Below are 17,410 nucleotides of genomic sequence, written 5' to 3' on the forward strand. Positions count from 1 at the left end.
CTCTCAAAGCTGTGCGGGCGACAGTTAGCTATAAAGGTGACAAGCCACAAAATGGCTGGGAGCAGCTTCTTTGAATTCTGGTATTTGTTCCTTGCATATCGGTTTTGCAACAGGACATCTCGTATGGAAAACACAGCCTTTAGGCGGATTGGCCGGGCTGGGCAGTTCTCCTTTCAGGACGATGCGTTCGCGTTTGACAGATCCTTTTTTTCTTGTAACCGGGACAGATGATAAAAGGGCTTGGGTGTATGGATGTAGCGGATTGTCATATAACTCATGCTTGTCGGTCAGTTCCATCATTTTGCCGAGGTACATTACTCCGACCCTGTCACTGATATGGCGGACGACACTTAAATCGTGAGAGATAAATAGATACGTCAGATTAAATTCTTCCTGCAATTCTTCCATTAAGTTGATGACCTGGGCCTGAATCGATACATCAAGTGCAGAAACCGGTTCGTCTGCAATGATAAGCTCCGGATTCAGCGTGAGGGCTCTCGCAATGCCGATCCGCTGACGCTGCCCGCCGGAAAATTCATGGGGATAACGTGAGGCAAACGACGGATGAAGGCCTACTCTCGCAAGCAGCTCTTCGACTTTCTCATTTCGTTCTCGCATCGTGTACATGTGATGTGTGTTAAAAGGCTCCTTAATAATAGAACGCAGCGTTTTTCTTGGATTCAGCGAAGCAAATGGATCTTGAAAGACCATCTGAATATTTTTGCGGACGTTTTTTCGTAAATTCTCCTCTGACAGATTGGAAATATCCTGTCCCTTAAAGAGAATCTGGCCTTCAGTCGGTTTGTACAGCCTGATCATCGTTCGGCCGGCAGTCGATTTTCCGCAGCCCGACTCTCCAACGATTCCGAGTGTTTCTCCTTTTTTTAAAGAAAACGAAACACCGTCCACCGCTTTCACATCACCAACTTTTCTTTGAAAAAAGCCTGAGCGGATCGGGAAATATTTTTTCACGTCCCGAAGTTCTAAAATTGTTTCCTGATTAGCTGCTGTCATGATTGTTCGGCACCTTCTTCCTCATATAAAAAGCATCTCACTGACCTTCCGCTTTTGTGTGTCAATAGCGAAGGCTGATGGGTCCAGCATTTATCCATGGCTTTTGGGCACCTTGGAGCAAAACGGCACCCCGGCGGCAGATTATCTGGTGTCGGCACGCTGCCTTTAATCGCAGTTAATTTATCAATCTCTCCATCTATGACTGGAATAGACAATAGCAGTCCTTCTGTATAAGGATGAAGGGGCTCTAAAAATAACTCATCGACTGAGGCATTTTCTACGACTTGTCCGCAGTACATGACAATGACTCTGTCGGCTGCTTCCGATACGACACCTAAGTCATGTGTAATCAGCAAAATTGAAGTATCAAACTTCTGGCAGAGATCTTTCATTAGCTCCAGCACTTGGGCTTGTATTGTCACGTCTAACGCCGTTGTCGGTTCATCGGCAATAAGCAGTTTTGGATTACAGCTGAGCGCGATGGCAATCATCACCCTCTGTCTCATGCCGCCAGATAGACGGTGCGGGTATTCCTTCATAATTTGCTCCGCTCTTGAAAACCCAACCATCTTCAAGAGTTCGACGGCTCTTTGATACGCTTCTTTTTTCTTCATATTTTTATGGTAAATCAGCACTTCGGTAATTTGTTCTCCGATCGTTAACACCGGATTAAGGGAGGTCATTGGTTCTTGAAAGATCATGGATACTTCGTTTCCGCGGATTTTACAATAGTCATTTTCAGTGAATGTGGTGAGGTCCTTGTCTTCGAGTTTAATCGTACCGTCCATGATTTTTCCGCCTGAGCTCTGGACGAGACCCATAATAGACAATGAAGTAATACTTTTGCCGGAGCCCGATTCGCCTACAAGCGCGACGGTTTCGCCTTTTTTGATGTAGAAATCGACTCCGTCCACCGCAGGGATCGGCTCCTTTTTTCTGAAAAAATAAGTCTTTAAATTATTCACTTCTAAAAGTGTGCTCATGCTAGCTCCCCTTCCCCCTCTTGTCGTCAAACGTTTTCAAGAGAAAGTAATCCCTCTATTCAGAAATAATAAACAATATTGAATTATCGAAAAATTTTATAGTTGTATATTATTACAATCATTTTGCAAAATCAAGAATTTTTTAGGATAAATGTAATATTATTAACGAAATTCCATTATTTTATTCTATTAAAGCGTTGCTTTCAAAAAGGCTTCAGGAGAGATGGACAGCCCATCTGCTGTACTGGCTCTGTTCTCTGTTAAATATTTTTTTACAATATTGAATCCGACTGCGTATCCAAGCATTTTCGGCTGATATCCTTTGCCGTATAAAAGCTGATCGAACAATCGATGACCCCGTTTGATGTTCAGATGGGGCGCAATCTTTTTTTCGTAAAACACCTCAAGCTGCAGAGGGGTATACCAGGTGGTCCATTCAGCCGTTTGACTCTGGCCTAACCTCTCATAAACAGCATATTCTGCCAGCCCCTCCATGATGATTGTATCAAGTAATGTGACGTCTTTTTCCTCTTTTGTCATATGATCTAACCGGCAAACATGATGATATTCATGTGTCATAAGGGCTGAAACCGAGGACAATTCGATATCTGACGAGAGAAAGAGAAACATTTTATCTGGAAAGGCGAGCCCTGATTTTGACCCGAATTCTAAACGGATTCTTCTGTTTCGTTCATCAACCGGCAGTGCTACGATTGGCACGTCAGGTCCTTGCCACTTCTTTTTGAGGTACTGCTCCTCTTTTTGTATATGCCGGAAAAGTCCTTTTTCTTTCAGAATGGAAGACGTGCTTATTCCCTCTGTTATGTTTTTAAACATTCCGTGATGCTGCAAATGTCCCAAGATGCCTTTCCAGTCTTCTTTCTTCCTTCTTGAAAAGTACGGGACAATGTAATGCGCCAGATCATCTATTGAAGCGGCTTTTTCAAACCATTTGTATGTTTGTTCCACGCTCATGCTATCGCCTCCTCTTTTTTATCCTATGCGCACGAAAAAAACCGGCTACCCTTTTAGGGCAGCCGGTTTGGCGTCATGATTACTGATATTTTTTGAAGATTAGCGTTGCATTATGTCCGCCGAATCCCAGTGAGTTGCTGAGAGCATAGCTGAGATCCTGTCTGCGTGCTTCATCAGGCACATAATCTAAATCGCATTCTTCGTCAGGCGTTTCAATATTGATTGTTGGCGGGATCATGCCTTCTTTAATGGCAAGGATAGAGAAAATGGCTTCAATACCGCCCGCCGCGCCTAGAAGGTGGCCCGTCATAGATTTTGTAGAGCTTACCGCAAGTTTATAGGCATGCTCGCCAAAAACTGTCTTAATCGCCATTGTTTCATATTTGTCATTGTAATATGTGCTTGTGCCATGAGCATTGATATAGTCAATCTCTTCAGGCGCAATGCCCGCATCTTTAATGGCTTCTTGCATCGCTCTCGCTCCGCCTTCGCCGTCTTGGGCAGGCGCTGTGATATGATAAGCGTCTCCCGTCGAACCGTAACCGACGATTTCTCCGTAAATTTTGGCGCCGCGTGCAAGTGCATGCTCAAGTTCTTCAAGAACGATAATACCCGCACCTTCACCCATAACGAATCCGTCACGGTTTTTATCAAACGGACGGCTCGCAGTTTTCGGATCCGGATTTGTAGAAAGCGCTTTGTTGGCACTGAAGCCCGCGAATGACATTCTAGTCAGCGGCGCTTCTGTTCCGCCTGTGATCATAGCGTCTGCATCGCCGCGCTGAATCACTTTAAATGCGTCACCGATAGAGTTTGTTCCTGTTGCACATGCAGTTACCGTACAAGAGTTAACTCCCTTTGCTCCTAAAGCGATAGAAATTTGGCCTGTCGCCATATCAGGAATCATCATCGGCACAAAAAACGGGCTTACCCGTCTTGGGCCTTTTGTTAAGAAGATTTCAAACTGAGACTCAAGCGTTTCAAGCCCTCCGATTCCGGAACCAACCCAAACACCGACTCTCGGCGCGATTTCATCAGTAATTTCAAGACCTGCGTCTTCAACTGCCATTTTCGCAGCAACAACCGCATATTGAGTGAAACGGTCCATTTTTCTTGCTTCTTTTTTGTCCATGTAATCTTCAACATTAAAGTCTTTTAATTCAGCGGCTACTTTAGCCGGATATTCTTCAGAATCAACACGAGTGATCGGACCGATCCCGGACACACCGTTGATTGCGTTATTCCAACTTGTATCGACGTCGTTGCCAAGCGGAGACAATGCTCCGAGTCCTGTAACAACTACTCTTTTTTTACTCATCTTGTGTGCACCTCACCTTTTTTTATCGGCCCCAGCGGATTGCAATGGCGCCCCAAGTTAATCCTCCGCCGAATCCTACCATGACGATCACATCGCCATCTTTGATTTTACCGGCTTCCAATTCTTCTACTAGAGAAATAGGAATGGATGCGGCAGAAGTGTTTCCATATTTATGAACAGTTTTAGACATCTTTTCGACAGGAAGCTCTAAACGCTCACGTGCAGCTTCCATGATGCGGATGTTCGCCTGATGCGGAATCAAAAAGTCGACGTCCTCTTTTGAGAGTCCGGCTTTTTCAATGACATTTACGCATGATTCACCCATTTGGCGGACCGCAAATTTGAAAACTTCACGTCCATTCATGATTGTATGTCCTTTTTCATTCAGATACAAGTGCTGACCGCCTGTGCCGTCTGCTCCTAGTTCAAATGAAAGAATTCCTCTGTCATCACTGACTGGCCCGACTACCGCAGCGCCCGCTCCGTCACCAAACAGAACGGCTGTGTTGCGGTCTTCCCAGTCTGTAATGCTTGAGAGCTTTTCTACACCGACAACAAGGACATGCTTATAAGTTCCGGATTCAATAAATTGTTTACCCGTTACAACCCCGTACATAAAGCCTGCACAAGCCGCGCTGATATCCATGGCACATGCTTTCTTTGCGCCGAGCTGTTCTTGAATCATACAAGAAACTGTAGGAAATGACTGATCAGGTGTGACAGTCGCAACGAGAATCATATCGAGATCCTCAGCGGACACTTCAGCTTGTTCCAGCGCTTTTTTCGCTGCTGCAACAGCCATATGTGATGAATATACGTCATCAGCGGCAATTCTTCTTTCTTCTATTCCTGTTCTTGTACGAATCCACTCGTCAGAAGTTTCAACCATTTTTTCTAAATCATGATTTGTTAAAACCTTCTCAGGGATATAACGTCCAACTCCAAGTATTCCAGCTTTCATAAGGGAAGACTCCTTTATATAGTTAATTTAGAAGATCAATCAGGTTATGATCAATTATTAGTATCAGGTACTAATTCTATCTTATTTTTTTTCACATGGCAATATATTCGTCTAAACTATCGGTTCATCTTACTCATAGAGTATGGTATATGGAAAAGGAGGCGTATGCAGGTGGATGTGTTTTCAAAAATGATGTTCGGCGATAACGCCAAACAAAAAACAGAAAAAGAAGAAGTGCAGGAGGAGGAGGTTTCCCCGACAAACGAAGAAGAGACGATTGATTACATGTATATTATGAACCAAATCGGTTCGATTATGAACTCTCTCGATCAAATCAAGCCCGCTCTGAAGGAACTCGCGCCTATGGTATCCGCTATTAAAAAGAAAATCATGTGAAAAGCCACTTTCGAGAAAGTGGCTTCTTCTTATTCGGTTTCAGATTTCGCGTCGGATTTACCCAGCTCATAGGCTTCCGTCATTACCGTTGTAAATAAATTCATAAACGGCTGAATGGCCTCCATCGACAGCTCTATTCCTGATTTTTCAAGCTGCTCTTTCGCTTCAGGCAGATATTTCATTGCTATTTGCAGAAACTCAAGTGATTTTTCGTGCTGCATGTAAAGTCACCCCGTTACTCGTTTTTTGGCAGTTCACCTGTTTTGTTATATGTTTTGACCAGTTTGGCGATTTTTTTCTGAAAAGCTTTGTCCACAAGCGGACTGAAGGTTCCCATTTCGACAACTCGGCTTTTCAGATCGTAATAGTGATCGCCGCCTTTTAAAGTCCCTTTGTCGAATTGCTCAGCTATAATTTCATAGGCCTTGTCCACATTTTGCACCGTGCTGGTTAACACGGTGTTTTCGCCAAGATCGGATTGATCTGTGACATAGCCGATCGCATATAGGCCGTCTTTTTTGATTTGCTGAATGACAGGAACATTATACCCGTCTCCGGCAGGATACACAACATCCGCGCCTTCGTTCTTCATTTTTTGATAAAGGTTCACCGCAGTCGAATCATCATCCCAGTGATCCGTATATTTTGTATTCACTTCTATATTAGGATTTTCGTACTTAGCCCCTTTTATAAAGCCGTCCACTTCTGGCTGCCATGAAAAAGAAGCGATGACGCCGACCTGATTGGTTTTTGACATATGGGCAGCGGTCATTCCGCCGAAAAAGCCGATTGCTTCCCCGCTGAGATGGACGCTTGTGACATTGTCCGCTTTTGCTTTTGCATTTGAAATCACAAACTGCATATCCGGATAGTCTTCACTGACCAAGTTAAATACTTCTTCATACTCACTTCCATGGCCAAAGAGGAGATTGACGCCGCGCTTATGAAAATCTTCAATCGCATTTATAATATCTTCATCTGTTTTTACGCCTTCTTTATAGTAGACGTCCACATTGTATTTAGATTGTATATTCAGTAATCCTTTATACCCTTTTGTGCCCCATACGAGGTCATTAATCGTATCAGGAAAGAGCATGCCGACCTTCTCAATTTTTCCTTTAAACGGAGTTTGTCCACATCCGCTTAATAAAAGGAGGACAGAAAAGATCATGACAAGCCTTGTGATCAAGTCATGTTCAACTCCTTTTGACAAGCTATCACATGTATTAAAATGATACGTTTATTGTATCTAGAAAACTCGAAACATGGAAGGTTTTTCTTAATATTTGTCGAAAATTGATGAAAATTGTCTTTTCCACTCGAGAATTTTTGTTTTCGCTTCATCTTTTGAAGTTTTTTTCGTGACTTGCAAATCAAAAATGCAATCTTTGCCGGTATCACGGCCGGGCTCAAACAGGAATCTCAACAGCTCGTCAGCTACATCTTCTGTATAAAAGCCCTCTTCCTCCTGTTCTTCTTTCCACGGCCCATACATTTTAGGAAGGATCACCGCTTTTTCTGAACCTGTCTTTTCACGTTTCTCCCACTCTTTTCGGTCTTGTTCGTATACCAATACATAAGCGGATTTATATTGGTCCAAAGGCAAAAAGCCGCAGTCATATTGGATACAAATTGTATCATACTTTTGACCCTCAATGTGCTCAAGCTGCCGAAAGTGTTCGTTTCTTCCAAGCCACATGAGTCTTTCTTCTAAGTACATTTGTCTGTTTTCATCATCTGTTTCAGCCAAAACGACATCGACGTATATGCCTTCATCCATCATTCGCTCGCATAAAGAAAGGCCGAAAAATTCATCCGCCCCTACAATCAGCGTTGATTCCATTTCATCTGCCGCCCTTCCGGTTTTTCATTTATCCAAAGCAAAACAGCCTCCGCAAAAGAGAAGGCTATTGTTATTGTATTCTTTATAACTCTTTTTCATGCCTGTGAAAGAATTTGCAGATTGATGCATAGATCCTGCTTGGGTGCTCAAATAAATGAAATGTTATGTCAACCGGACAGCCTTGGTTTTGCTGCTGCTTTTCCTTAAATACTTCCGCATGCAGGCTGTACGGATACGGCGCTCCGGTCATCCGCTGCCATATATGAACTGGTACGCTGCTCGGATAGCTTTCGATTGTTTTATAACGGAGTGAAGCCGCTTCTTTTTCGGAGATTTCGTAGCTTTCCGATACCTCTTTCAAAAATTGTTTATAGAAAAATTTATTTTCTTTTTCTGATTCATAATGTGCCTGAAGATCGAGACAAGGATTCAACATCGCGGCTGATCGGATATGATCCGGGGAAAAACGAAGCAGTTCATCGGCCACGAGAGCGCCCATCCCTTCTGCTAAAATATGAATCTTCGGATTGAGTATTTCCTGCTTCAACACGAAATGTATCAGCTGTTTGGCATAGGTGACCGCTTTTTCCGCGCCCCAGTGCCTTCCGAACAGATTGCTGTTAAAAATGGTATAGCCTTCGTCCCTCAGCATATTTAAAAGCTGATTTCTGCCATAATGCTGAAGCCAAAAACTTGAATCATTACCGACAAAGTGGGTTCTGTCCCCGAGGACAAAGATGCCAAAGCCGTTCGGACGATAGGGCAGATGAATCACGTTATGCTCCGTTCCCAATTGAAAATACCTTTCCGTTATTCCCATCGCTTGCCCGCCTCCTTTCACACGTCATCTCACGCTATCTTATGTAAAAAGAAAAGAAACGAATAAGGTAAAGTCCTAGCCTTTCTATCTTTTGGCTATTATACCAATTGACGATATTTATTTTTTATATTTTACCATTAAAAATGTGACGAATCAGACTCTTTTGTCACCTCACTTTCTTCTAAAATTAGATTCCCCCTTCGCTTTATGTATGGTATGATAACTTCTAGAATAGAATGAGAAGGACGAGGTGGAAACGTGCGATTTATTATTGCTTTTATTTGGACGTTCCTTTTATCGCATATGGCATGCTATTTGATTGCCAGCATGAACAGTGTAGCGTATAACTTCACAACATCATCCGTAATTGCTGTCGTTTTATATGTGCTGATCATGGCGCTAGCAGCAATCATGCCTATGAACAACAATGCCAGCCAGCATTAATAAGCCAAAAACCCAAAACATGTATTGTTTTGGGTTTTTTCGTGATCACGGTTTTCTTTTATACGTCCACAGGCGGTTGTGATTAGATGTTTCAGGAAACATATCTCCTGCTGACAGATGGACCTTTTGCGGGTTTTTGACCATACTCCCCGTCTCGCCGATTTCTACGTAGATGCCGTTGTTGGGCGCTTTCTGCCCGGGCCGGAATTGATGCTGCTGTCCCACTGTTTTTCCTCCTTTTCCTTTTTCGTGTAGTATGCGCCTAAGCGGGTGTGAATATGTTTCCATAAAAAAACTGCTGAGACCCGGCTCAGCAGTTTTTTCGGTTATTCCCCTTTGTAAAGGATCGCCTTTAACAGCGCTTTTTGCACATGGAGACGGTTTTCGGCCTGCTGGAATACAGCGGAATTCGGACCGTCAATAATCTCTGCCGTCACTTCTTCTTCACGGTGTGCAGGAAGACAGTGCAAAAATGTATAGTCAGGTTTAGCATGGCTGACAAGCGATGCATTCACCTGGTAAGGCGCGAAGACTGCGAGACGCTCTTGTTCTTCCGCTTCCTGTCCCATGCTTGTGAATACATCTGAATAAATGACGTCCGCATTTTTTACGGCTTCAATCGGATCAGCTGTAAGTGTAATGGAAGCACCGGATTGAAGGGCAAATGCTTTGGCTGCTTCCGCCGCTTCGTCTAACACTTCGTATCCCTTAGGCGAAGCAATCGAGATATCACAGCCCATTTTTGCGCAGCCGATCATCAGGGAGTGCGCCACATTATTTCCGTCACCGATATATGCGACTTTCACACCTTTGAGATCGCCTTTGATTTCCTTGATCGTCAATAGGTCCGCCAGCGCCTGGCAAGGATGATATTTATCAGTAAGCCCGTTGATGACCGGAATATCAGCGTGTTCAGCAAGCTCCTCCACCTTTTCATGCTCGAAGGTCCGGATCATGATTGCATCTACATAGCCCGAGAGCACTTTTGCCGTGTCAGCCACAGTTTCACCGCGGCCCAGCTGCAGATCTTTCTGGCTTAAAAAGAGGGCATTTCCGCCAAGTTGCGCCATGCCGGCCTCAAATGAAACACGTGTCCGTGTGGATGATTTTTCAAAAATCATCGCAAGGGTTTTGCCTTGAAAAATAGGCTGAATCTTGTTTTGTTTCAGTTCACTGGCTTCAGCAAGCAACGCGCTGATATCCTGTTCACTGAGATCTTTTAGCGTTAATAGGTCTTTTCCGAATAGATTGGTTTGCATTTCTCCCATATTCACTGTGTGCATGATGCCACTTCCTTTTTATAAAGATCTCTGAGGGAAACAGGGTGCGGACTGCCTGATCCGCTTTGCAAAAACGCCCGTACGGTTTCCTCTTCAGTAAAGACGGTAATGCCGTGTGTCATGGCTTCCAAACGCTCTTTGCGTGCTTCTTCAGAGCCATTCAAATGGATATGGAGCGCTTTTTCATCCTGTTCCATCCATGAGGCGAATGTGCCTTCATGAACCGTAAAGCCGGCGTTTTCCGCTAATGTCTTCAAATCTTCCGGTCCGTTTTGCAAATAAATGCTTCCTTTTTGATTCCAAACACGCGTGTAGATTTTTTTCAAGGCGCTGTCGGCGTCGTATGCAACACACATGCCTTCTCCTGTCGATTTCATCTCCGGTCCAAGCTTGACATCTATATCTTGAATCGCATGTGAGGAAAAGACCGGGAACTTTACAGCAACGCCGTGGTGATTTTGAACTGCCGGGTTTACATCTTTTAGAGATGCCCCCGCCAGCAGCCTTGTGGCGAGCGGAATCATCGGGACGCCCATGACTTTGCTGACGACCGGAACTGTACGGCTCGCTCTCGGGTTCACTTCAAGGACGAGAATGGTTTCGTTATCGATCACAAATTGGATGTTCATAATACCTTTAAATGAAAGCTTTTGGGCAATTTTTTGAGCAGCATCTTTTATTCCCTGCTGCAGCTTGTTTGTGACGGAAGGCCCCGGGAGAATGGCGAAGCTGTCTCCTGAGTGGACGCCCGCCCGCTCAATATGTTCGGTATATGTCGGGATAAAGACTTCTTCACCATCGGAAATCAGATCAATTTCGACTTCTTTTCCTGACACGTACTGATCAATTAAAATGGGGTACGGCATGCTGTCTTCTCCGTCCAGCAGCTGAGAAAGCGCAGCTTCCGATTCAACGATGATCATGCCCATTCCGCCAATGACATAAGAAGGACGGATTAATACCGGATAGCCGATGCCGTCTGCTTTCTCTGCAGCCTCTTCTTTTGTATAAGCAATTTCTCCTTTAGCGTGCTGCAATCCGAGTTCATCAAGAAGCTGATAAAATTGATCGCGATCCTCTAACACGTCAAGCGTTTCAAACGATGTGCCGAGAAGCGTGATTCCGGCTTTTTCGAGCGCTTCAGCAGCATTGATCGCGGTTTGGCCGCCGAACTGCACGATCGCAAAGTCAATGTTTTCCTGCTCCGCCACGTTTAATATGTGCTCCGTTGTCAGCGGTTCAAAATACAGGCGGTCCGCAATTTCATAATCTGTGCTCACGGTTTCCGGGTTGTTATTAATCATAATCGTTTCGAATCCAAGCTTTTGCAGCGTTAACACCCCATGAACAGCACTGTAATCGAATTCAACGCCCTGCCCGATGCGAATCGGTCCTGAGCCGATAATCAGCGCGCGCTTTTTCTCTTTGCGGCTGATGTCTCCATCGGTTTCTCCGAAATACGTGGAGTAAAAATAGTTGGTTTTCGCATCAAACTCAGCTGCGCAAGTATCAACAATTTTGAAGGAAGGCGTAATCCCCTTCTCTTTGCGAAGAGCGCGCACCTCTGCCTCTGTCTTGCCGATAAGCGAGGCAATCGTTGCGTCTGAAAACCCTTTTTCCTTTGCCTTTTTCAATAAATCAAAAGAAAGGTCGCTCCCCGCTTCCATGATCTGATTTTCCAGCTTGATGATATTGTTAAAGGTGTGAAGGAAAAACGGGTCGATTTTTGTTTTTGCATGGATTTCTTCTATTGATATGCTTCGGCTTAACAGCTCCATCACAACGAAAAATCTTCGATCGTCAGGTGTGATTGCCAGCTCCCAGAGCGCTTCAATTGATAAGCCGCCGAGCTCCGGCAGATGCGTGCCGACGTTTTTCAGCTCAAGGGAGGCTGCCGCCTTTTGGAGCGCCGCTTCTACATTACGTTCAATCGCCATCACTTCTCCGGTGGCTTTCATTTTTGTGCCGAGCTTGCGGTCCGCGTTTTTGAATTTATCAAACGGCCAGCGCGGAAACTTGACGATGACATAGTCCAATGCCGGTTCGAAGCTCGCATAAGTGGAGCCTGTAAGCGGGTTTTTTAATTCGTCAAGCGTGTATCCGACCGCCAATTTCGCAGCCATTTTCGCAATGGGATAACCTGTTGCTTTTGACGCGAGAGCAGATGAACGGCTCACACGCGGATTCACTTCAATGACGTAGTATTGCTTGCTGAACGGATCAAGCGCAAACTGAATGTTGCAGCCGCCTACGACATCAAGTGCCGAAATGATCGTCAGACTTGCCGTCCGGAGCATTTGATAGTCTTCATCAGTTAATGTTTGTGAAGGCGCCACTACGATCGAATCGCCTGTATGCACACCGACCGGATCGATGTTTTCCATATTACAGACGGTAATGCATGTGTTGTTGCTGTCGCGCATCACTTCATATTCAATTTCTTTAAAGCCGGCAATGCTCTTTTCTACCAGGCATTGATTGATCGGGCTAGCCAGGAGCGCTTGCCTGATCATGGCGGCAAATGCTTCTTTCGTGGGCGCGATGCCCCCGCCTTTTCCGCCTAACGTGTAAGCAGGCCGGATAATGACAGGAAAGCCGATGGATTCCGCAAAACGAAGGGCATCTGTTTCGTTATCGACAATTTCGCTTTCTGGAACTGGCTGATTCAGCTCGTTCATTAAAGAACGAAATTTTTCCCGGTCCTCTCCTTTTTGTATTGTATCAACGGATGTACCCAGAAGTTTGACGCCGTGCGCCTTTAAAATACCCGCTTCTTCAAGTTCAACCGCAAGATTCAGTGCAGTCTGCCCGCCTAAATTGGCCAGAAGTCCGTCGGGCTTTTCTTTCTTAATAATGTCTGTCAGGCTTTCTACCGTCAGCGGTTCAAAATAAATGTCATCCGCGAAAGCTTCATCGGTCATAATTGTTGCTGGGTTGTTGTTGACGAGAATAACCCGATAGCCTTCTTCCTTGAGCGCGATGCAACCTTGAGTGCCTGAATAATCAAATTCTGCCGCCTGGCCGATGATGATCGGGCCTGAGCCGATTACTAATATGCTTGAAATACTGGTGTCTTTAGGCATGGGCGATTTCTCTCCTTGCTGGTATCACATTCTTTAAATAATCATCAAAAATCCATTCGCTTTCCGCCGGCCCGGGATGGGCTTCCGGGTGGAATTGCACACTCATGACAGGCAGCTTTTTATGGGAAAGCCCTTCAACTGACGTGTCATTGACATGGTGGAATCTGATCGTCAGCTCTTCTTGATTAATCGATTTTTCATCAACCACATAGCTGTGATTTTGGCTGGTCATGAACACCCGCTTCGTTTCACGGTCGATGACCGGATGGTTTGCGCCCCTGTGTCCGAACGGCAGCTTAAACGTATTTCCGCCGAAAGCGAGCGCAATCAGCTGGTGGCCGAGACATATGCCGAGTGTCGGAAAGCGGCTGACAATGTTTTTGATTTGTTCCATATACGGTGTAATGGCTTTCGGATCTCCGGGTCCGTTGGATAACACGACACCGTCGGGCTTTATGCCGTAAACCGATTCCATTTGCTGATACGGTATAACTGTGACCTTGCAGCCTCGTTTCACGAGTGATGATGCAATTGATTTTTTATAGCCAAAGTCAATGAGAGCGATATGTTTATTCCCTTCGCCGATTGTGCTGATGTCCTGTGCGGACGCCTGTTCTGCGACGTTCTCAGGCTGCAGGGCAATCTCAGCCGCTTCTTTAGAGGCAGTGACAGACGCCCCCATCGTTCCGTTCGCGCGGATTTTTTTGACGACAGCCCTCGTATCGACATGGGACAAGAGCGGGATGTTCCATTTTTTCAGATATTCCTTAAGACTGTATACCGCTTCATGATGAGAAAAATGATCGCACGCCTCGTAAACAACCGCTGCTTTCACTTGCGGTTTTTTGCTTTCAAAGTCGTTTTCATTAATGCCGTAGTTGCCGATCAGCGGGTACGTAAATACGATAATCTGTCCTTTGTATGACGGGTCTGTCAGCACTTCCTGATAACCCGTCATTCCTGTGAAAAACACAGCTTCGCCCGTGCAGTTTTCATGTCCGTCCAGTTCTCCGCTGAACACTGTTCCATCTTCTAATACTAAATAACCTTCCATCTAAAAGCCCACCTCTTGATGAATAATTAATTATAAAAATGAATTTTTATGCTTTTATACCGAAAAAAAATTACAGATTGACAGCGGAATACTGAGCAATCGCTTGTTTCAGCTTGCTGACGGCTTCTGTTATTTCATCCTTTGTCACGGTGAGCGGCGGCAGCAGACGAATCACGTTCGGTCCGGCCGGCAGTACGAGCAAGCCTAATGTCTGCAATTCAGCAATGATGTCTGCAACCGGCCCATCACACTCAATTCCAAGCATTAATCCTTTGCCGCGGATTTGCCTCACAAAAGGACTCTTCAGTTCAGCCTCCAGCTGTTCTTTCAAAAACGCACCCTTATCAGCAGCCTCTTGCAGAAAGTAAGGCTGGAATACAACCTGCAATGTTGCATTGACGGCGGCCATCGCCAGCATATTCCCTCCGAAAGTCGTTCCGTGAGATCCAGGAGTAAACGCTGCTCCCAGCTCTTTCTTGCCGATTACCGCACCGACTGGAAAACCGTTCCCTAATCCTTTTGCAGCTGTGATGATATCAGGTGAGAGGCCGAAGTGTTCGTATGCGAAGCCTTTTCCTGTCCGTCCAATACCGGTCTGAATTTCATCTACGATCAGAAGCGCCTGCTTTTCCTTGCAAAACGACTGTACGGCTGTTAAAAATTCTGCACTGGCCGGATTGACTCCGCCTTCTCCCTGTACGGTCTCAAGCATTACCGCGGCTATGCCGTCTTCCTCCCCAAGAGCATCAAAAGCGTCAGGATCATTGTACGGGAGGTAGTGAAAGCCTTCCAGCATCGGGCCGAAGCCTGTTTTGATTTTATCCTGTCCGGTAGCTGCCATCCCTGCATAAGTGCGGCCGTGGAATGATTGAAGAAATGTGATGATTTTCGTTTTTCCAGTTGCTTTTCGCGCCAGCTTAATCGCGCCTTCATTCGCTTCCGCTCCGCTGTTGCAGAAAAAAACGAGATCTCCGGCACTGTTTGCTGCTAACTGCTGTGCCGCTTGCTCCTGAAGACTGTTTTCAAACAGATTGGATACGTGCCATACGCTGTCGAGCTGTTTTTTGACCGCTTCTGTGACCGCTTCATGGCAGTGGCCTAGGTTGGAAACCGCAATCCCTTGAATGAAATCGAGGTATGTTTTGCCGTTTTGATCCTCAACGCAAGTTCCCTTCGCTTTCTTTATCTCAATGTTCCACCGTCCGTAGGTTTGAAACAAGCTGCTCATGAAACAGCCTCCTTTGCTTTGACGATTTTTGTTCCTTGAAATGTTTGATCTGAGAAAAACGATCCTTTTCCATTTACGATCATCACTTCTGATACTTGATCCGATAATGCTGACAAGGCTGAATGGACCTTTGGTATCATCCCGCCTGTGATCACTTCCTGTTTAATGAGAGTCTGAATTTCCTCAGGGGTCAGGATGTCGAGACGCTGTTTTTCCTTCATAATTCCTTCCACGTCTGTGACGAACATCAGCTTATCGGCTTTCAGCGCCCCGGCGACTGCCGAAGCTGCAAGATCAGCATTGACATTCAGTGTTTTGTAATCGCTCGTCAAAGACAGGGGCGCAATTACCGGAATGATGCCTTCATCCATCAGCGCGTTTACCATAGAGGCATTAACTTTTTTAATTTCTCCGACTTCCCCGTATGTGTCCGGATCAAGATAGTCTGCTTCGAGAAGGCCTCCATCCTTGCCGGACACTCCCGCAGCCCGGAGCCCGTGTTTTGCAAGCTCGGCAACGAAAAATTTATTCACTGAGCCGGACAGTACCATTTCAGCGACTTCCAATACCGGTTTGGTTGTTTTCCGCTGTCCGCCTGCAAATTCTGTTTTGATGTTTAACCGTTTCAGCATATGTGTGATTTCCGGTCCGCCGCCGTGCACGATTGCCAATTTCCATCCTGACTCCATCAATTCTTTCAGGTTTTGAAAAAATTCTTCCGACAGCTCACGGATGACACTTCCCCCGCATTTAAAAACGATTGTTTTCTTCATTGTGCTCCCCTTTATTACGTGCGATAGCTCGCATTAATTTTGATATAATCATAGGTCAGATCACAGCCCCATGCTCTTCCGTTCCCGTCTCCTTCATGCATCTTGATGACAATGGCAATCTCGTCTCCTTCAAGATATTCTTTCGCGAGAGATTCAGAGAATGGCTGAGGCTCGTTGTTTTTAAACAGGCATTGGCCCCCGAGATAAACCTCTACTTCTTCAGCCTTCACCTGAGCCGCGCTGTGCCCGATAGCCCCGATAATGCGCCCCCAGTTCGCGTCTGTTCCGTATACAGCGGTTTTTACGAGGTTCGACCCGACAATTTTCTTGGCAATTACGTTTGCATCAAGATTGTTTTTCGCCCCTTTTACTTGGGCTTCGATTAGTTTTGTCGCGCCTTCTCCGTCTCTGGCAATCTCCTTAGCCAAATCTTCGCAAGCCATAAGAAGCGCTTTTTTAAAGAGCGGCCAGTCTTTATGATCTTCCGTAAGGCACTCATTTTCCGCGCAGCCATTTGCCATGACCAATACCATGTCATTGGTGGAGGTTTCTCCGTCAACTGTAATTTGATTAAAAGAGACGTCAGTGATGTCGCGGAGCGCTTTTTGCAGCGTTTTTTCTTCGATTGCCGCGTCTGTTGTCACAAACCCCAGCATCGTTGCCATGTTTGGGTGAATCATTCCGGAGCCTTTAGCCGCTCCGCCGATGGTGACTTTTTGACCGCCGATTGTCAGTTCATAGCACGTTTGCTTGATGACGGTATCTGTCGTTAAAATCGCTTCCTCGAAATCTCCAGATCCCGCAGGCGTTTCTTTCAAAAGCTCGATGCCGGTCTGAATGTTTTCCATATTTAAATGTTCGCCGATGACACCAGTTGAAGAAACGGCGACAAGCTCCGGCTCAATGCCCAGCTGTAAAGCGAGGCTCTCCCGCATTTTGTATGCATCCTCTAAGCCCTGTTCCCCTGTACAAGCATTGGCAATGGCGCTGTTGACAATGACTGCTTTCAGAGCTGATCCATGCTTTAAGCTGTCCTGTGTGACTTTAATCGGAGCCGCCTGAAAGTGGCTTTGCGTATAAACTGCCGCGCTCACTGCCGGTGTCTCGCTGATGATGACGCCAAGGTCTTTTTTCGAGTAGCGCAGCCCGCAATGCACGCCCTTTGCCTGAAATCCTTTTGGCGAGGATACATCGCCTTTTACTTTCACTATTTGATCTTCACTCAACTGAATCATGGT

The 17,410-nt window shown here is 45.6% G+C and carries 17 protein-coding genes and 1 pseudogene; 2 read left to right on the plus strand and 16 right to left on the minus strand.

Features of this window, described 5'->3' with window-relative positions:
* Positions 1–24: 24 nt before the first annotated feature.
* The 5 genes from appF to fabH form a co-directional block, all read right to left on the minus strand.
* Positions 25–1,014 carry an oligopeptide ABC transporter ATP-binding protein AppF gene (appF, locus tag DIC78_RS03895; protein ID WP_044156397.1) on the minus strand — a complete coding sequence of 330 codons (990 nt, stop codon included), beginning with the start codon at positions 1,012–1,014 and terminating at the stop codon, positions 25–27.
* Positions 1,011–1,997: an oligopeptide ABC transporter ATP-binding protein AppD gene (appD, locus tag DIC78_RS03900; RefSeq protein ID WP_127695472.1), complete on the minus strand. Its 987-nt coding sequence runs from the start codon at positions 1,995–1,997 to the stop codon at positions 1,011–1,013. Before appD ends, appF begins: the two co-directional genes overlap by 4 nt.
* 189 nt (positions 1,998–2,186) lie before the next feature.
* Positions 2,187–2,972 (minus strand): DUF2268 domain-containing putative Zn-dependent protease, encoded by a 786-nt coding sequence (locus DIC78_RS03905; protein ID WP_127695474.1) that lies wholly within the window; start codon positions 2,970–2,972, stop codon positions 2,187–2,189.
* 79 nt (positions 2,973–3,051) lie between these two features.
* A complete protein-coding gene (gene fabF, locus DIC78_RS03910) occupies positions 3,052–4,290 on the minus strand; it encodes a beta-ketoacyl-ACP synthase II (RefSeq protein ID WP_127695476.1) in 1,239 nt (412 codons plus the stop codon).
* Positions 4,291–4,312: 22 nt separating this feature from the next.
* Positions 4,313–5,251, minus strand: a complete 939-nt coding sequence (gene fabH / locus DIC78_RS03915) for a beta-ketoacyl-ACP synthase III (RefSeq protein ID WP_010333732.1) — start codon at positions 5,249–5,251, stop codon at positions 4,313–4,315.
* Positions 5,252–5,416: 165 nt separating this feature from the next.
* On the opposite strand from fabH, the gene yjzB reads away from it, so the two are divergent.
* Positions 5,417–5,647 (plus strand): spore coat protein YjzB, encoded by a 231-nt coding sequence (yjzB, locus tag DIC78_RS03920; protein WP_081638273.1) that lies wholly within the window; start codon positions 5,417–5,419, stop codon positions 5,645–5,647.
* 29 nt (positions 5,648–5,676) lie between these two features.
* Here yjzB and comZ read toward each other — a convergent pair whose 3' ends face one another.
* The 4 genes from comZ to DIC78_RS03940 form a co-directional block, all read right to left on the minus strand.
* Entirely contained in the window at positions 5,677–5,868 is a 192-nt protein-coding gene (comZ, locus tag DIC78_RS03925) for a ComG operon transcriptional repressor ComZ (protein WP_127695478.1), read from the minus strand.
* A gap of 14 nt (positions 5,869–5,882) precedes the next feature.
* Entirely contained in the window at positions 5,883–6,836 is a 954-nt protein-coding gene (locus DIC78_RS03930) for a BMP family ABC transporter substrate-binding protein (RefSeq protein WP_024120903.1), read from the minus strand.
* A gap of 90 nt (positions 6,837–6,926) precedes the next feature.
* The gene (locus DIC78_RS03935; RefSeq protein ID WP_106022355.1) at positions 6,927–7,490 is read right to left on the minus strand and encodes a hypothetical protein; all 564 of its coding nucleotides are present in this window, start codon (positions 7,488–7,490) and stop codon (positions 6,927–6,929) included.
* 82 nt (positions 7,491–7,572) lie between these two features.
* The gene (locus DIC78_RS03940) at positions 7,573–8,310 is read right to left on the minus strand and encodes a hypothetical protein (protein WP_024120901.1); all 738 of its coding nucleotides are present in this window, start codon (positions 8,308–8,310) and stop codon (positions 7,573–7,575) included.
* A 258-nt stretch (positions 8,311–8,568) separates the two neighbouring features.
* Here DIC78_RS03940 and DIC78_RS03945 point away from each other — a divergent pair, with 258 nt between their 5' ends.
* Complete coding sequence (locus DIC78_RS03945; protein WP_010333727.1) at positions 8,569–8,754, plus strand: YjzD family protein; 186 nt, start codon at positions 8,569–8,571, stop codon at positions 8,752–8,754.
* A 45-nt stretch (positions 8,755–8,799) separates the two neighbouring features.
* On the opposite strand, the gene DIC78_RS03950 is transcribed toward DIC78_RS03945, so the two are convergent.
* The 7 genes and pseudogenes from DIC78_RS03950 to argJ form a co-directional block, all read right to left on the minus strand.
* A complete protein-coding gene (locus DIC78_RS03950; RefSeq protein ID WP_003239319.1) occupies positions 8,800–8,979 on the minus strand; it encodes a YjzC family protein in 180 nt (59 codons plus the stop codon).
* A gap of 85 nt (positions 8,980–9,064) precedes the next feature.
* Positions 9,065–10,022 (minus strand): annotated as a pseudogene (gene argF / locus DIC78_RS03955) (ornithine carbamoyltransferase).
* 2 nt (positions 10,023–10,024) lie between these two features.
* Positions 10,025–13,117, minus strand: a complete 3,093-nt coding sequence (locus tag DIC78_RS03960) for a carbamoyl-phosphate synthase (glutamine-hydrolyzing) large subunit (RefSeq protein WP_106020551.1) — start codon at positions 13,115–13,117, stop codon at positions 10,025–10,027.
* On the minus strand, positions 13,110–14,171 hold the full coding sequence (locus DIC78_RS03965; protein ID WP_044156409.1) for a carbamoyl phosphate synthase small subunit: 1,062 nt from the start codon (positions 14,169–14,171) through the stop codon (positions 13,110–13,112). Before DIC78_RS03965 ends, DIC78_RS03960 begins: the two co-directional genes overlap by 8 nt.
* Before the next feature lie 70 nt (positions 14,172–14,241).
* Positions 14,242–15,399, minus strand: coding sequence for an acetylornithine transaminase (locus DIC78_RS03970; RefSeq protein WP_127695480.1), 1,158 nt, complete (start codon positions 15,397–15,399; stop codon positions 14,242–14,244).
* Complete coding sequence (argB, locus tag DIC78_RS03975) at positions 15,396–16,172, minus strand: acetylglutamate kinase (protein WP_127695482.1); 777 nt, start codon at positions 16,170–16,172, stop codon at positions 15,396–15,398. Before argB ends, DIC78_RS03970 begins: the two co-directional genes overlap by 4 nt.
* A 14-nt stretch (positions 16,173–16,186) precedes the next feature.
* The gene (argJ, locus tag DIC78_RS03980) at positions 16,187–17,407 is read right to left on the minus strand and encodes a bifunctional ornithine acetyltransferase/N-acetylglutamate synthase (protein ID WP_106020553.1); all 1,221 of its coding nucleotides are present in this window, start codon (positions 17,405–17,407) and stop codon (positions 16,187–16,189) included.
* Positions 17,408–17,410: the final 3 nt, after the last annotated feature.

Origin of the sequence: Bacillus halotolerans (assembly GCF_004006435.1) — a bacterium.
GTDB classification, from domain to species: domain Bacteria; phylum Bacillota; class Bacilli; order Bacillales; family Bacillaceae; genus Bacillus; species Bacillus halotolerans.

What these genes read in the sequence shown, in the direction of transcription:
- DIC78_RS03940 (WP_024120901.1), bottom strand. Translation starts at nt 8,310, where the DNA reads ATGGGAATAACGGAAAGGTATTTTCAATTGGGAACGGAGCATAACGTG.
- DIC78_RS03965 (WP_044156409.1), bottom strand. Translation starts at nt 14,171, where the DNA reads ATGGAAGGTTATTTAGTATTAGAAGATGGAACAGTGTTCAGCGGAGAA.
- DIC78_RS03960 (WP_106020551.1), bottom strand. Translation starts at nt 13,117, where the DNA reads ATGCCTAAAGACACCAGTATTTCAAGCATATTAGTAATCGGCTCAGGC.
- DIC78_RS03970 (WP_127695480.1), bottom strand. Translation starts at nt 15,399, where the DNA reads ATGAGCAGCTTGTTTCAAACCTACGGACGGTGGAACATTGAGATAAAG.
- yjzB (WP_081638273.1), top strand. Translation starts at nt 5,417, where the DNA reads ATGCAGGTGGATGTGTTTTCAAAAATGATGTTCGGCGATAACGCCAAA.
- DIC78_RS03935 (WP_106022355.1), bottom strand. Translation starts at nt 7,490, where the DNA reads ATGGAATCAACGCTGATTGTAGGGGCGGATGAATTTTTCGGCCTTTCT.
- appD (WP_127695472.1), bottom strand. Translation starts at nt 1,997, where the DNA reads ATGAGCACACTTTTAGAAGTGAATAATTTAAAGACTTATTTTTTCAGA.
- fabF (WP_127695476.1), bottom strand. Translation starts at nt 4,290, where the DNA reads ATGAGTAAAAAAAGAGTAGTTGTTACAGGACTCGGAGCATTGTCTCCG.
- DIC78_RS03905 (WP_127695474.1), bottom strand. Translation starts at nt 2,972, where the DNA reads ATGAGCGTGGAACAAACATACAAATGGTTTGAAAAAGCCGCTTCAATA.
- appF (WP_044156397.1), bottom strand. Translation starts at nt 1,014, where the DNA reads ATGACAGCAGCTAATCAGGAAACAATTTTAGAACTTCGGGACGTGAAA.
- comZ (WP_127695478.1), bottom strand. Translation starts at nt 5,868, where the DNA reads ATGCAGCACGAAAAATCACTTGAGTTTCTGCAAATAGCAATGAAATAT.
- argB (WP_127695482.1), bottom strand. Translation starts at nt 16,172, where the DNA reads ATGAAGAAAACAATCGTTTTTAAATGCGGGGGAAGTGTCATCCGTGAG.
- fabH (WP_010333732.1), bottom strand. Translation starts at nt 5,251, where the DNA reads ATGAAAGCTGGAATACTTGGAGTTGGACGTTATATCCCTGAGAAGGTT.
- argJ (WP_106020553.1), bottom strand. Translation starts at nt 17,407, where the DNA reads ATGATTCAGTTGAGTGAAGATCAAATAGTGAAAGTAAAAGGCGATGTA.